Source organism: Virgibacillus oceani, from assembly GCF_014638995.1.
Taxonomy (GTDB): Bacteria; Bacillota; Bacilli; order Bacillales; family Amphibacillaceae; genus Virgibacillus_E; species Virgibacillus_E oceani.
In genome coordinates this window covers 1-1,211 of sequence record NZ_BMFR01000040.1, presented here as the reverse complement: position 1 = coordinate 1,211, position 1,211 = coordinate 1, and the positions used below count along the sequence as shown (strand labels likewise).

The window sequence follows — 1,211 nt, the reverse complement described above, 5'->3', positions numbered from 1 at the left end:
CTCAATTTGGCCAATTTCAGCTATGATGCCAGCTGTAAATACCGGACCTAAACCAGGAACGGTTTGAAGCGTCTGTTGCAATCCTGCCATAATACGTGTAATGGATTTATCGATTTCTTTGATCTGCCGTTGGAACGTTTGAATGACTGTGATGGACGTAGCCAGTATAGTATCAATCGAGTCTTCCATCACCTTGTCCAGACGATAGGAAGAACGAACGGCTTTTTGAATGGATTTGGCCACCTGTTCTGAGTCATTAAAGCGATTTTTACCCTTGGAGCGAAGATAGGCAGCCAATTCATCCAGGCTCATTTGTGCCAGTTCTTCCAGGCTGTACCGTTCCAGAAATAAATCCATCATGGCTTTACCAAAGACGGACGATTCCACTTCTTCCGTAAATGTGTTGCATTTAAAGCTAAGGTGTTGAAGAAATCGTTGTTTTTCTTGCGCAATCTGACGTATCAGCTGGTATCTGGCTCGTGTTAATTGTTGCAGGGCAACGTATTGCTCTTCTTTCACAACGGACATAGGTAAACGGCCGAAACGAAGGTAGTCAGCGATGATAAAGGCATCAATTTCATCGGTCTTGTCCATGTCGCTGTAGCTCTTTTTGAAGTTGGCAATCTGCTTGGGATTCATGACGAATACTTTCGCCCCCAGGCCACGCATAAATTCGTCGTTGTGTAAAAACATGGACGGATGAAAGCTGTATACACTGGTGGATTCAAGTCCAATTCGCAGCACATCAATCGATTGTCCTCTGACTGTATCAAGAATAGTGTCTCTGAGCTGTGTTGCACCTGGAAGATCATTGTCAATGGTGAAGGACTTAAGCTTTTCGCCCTCACCGTCTAAAAAACAAACCTTGATATCAAATGAACTCACATCTAATCCGACAAATAATTTCATGGGGTATTCCTCCTTTCGATTTAGAATCATTGGAACTTGTTACTTGGACGCTCTGAGATATCCCTAGTGTGGACGCTGATCAGCAGCCTCGTGTATGAGTACTATCCTTGCATCGAAAGCCGCCCCGGGCTACTACAATCCGGGTTCGAACATCAAGGTGTACAGCCTGCGTGTATGAAGATCGACACGTGCACTGGGAAACAGTCTTTCTAATGTGGTAAGCCACAAGGAGTGTAAGAATTGTCCCAAATGATCCTATGACCATTATCTAGGAATATCTCAGAGCGTCCAAGTTATTGATT

At 44.2% G+C, this 1,211-nt stretch carries 1 protein-coding gene; it reads right to left on the bottom strand.

Translation table 11 applies throughout. The features are described 5' to 3' along the window. Positions 1-909 (bottom strand): IS110 family RNA-guided transposase (locus IEV74_RS19545; RefSeq protein ID WP_188457026.1); only part of this gene is annotated, 909 nt, incomplete at its 3' end. Between the last annotated feature and the right edge of the window lie 302 nt (positions 910-1,211).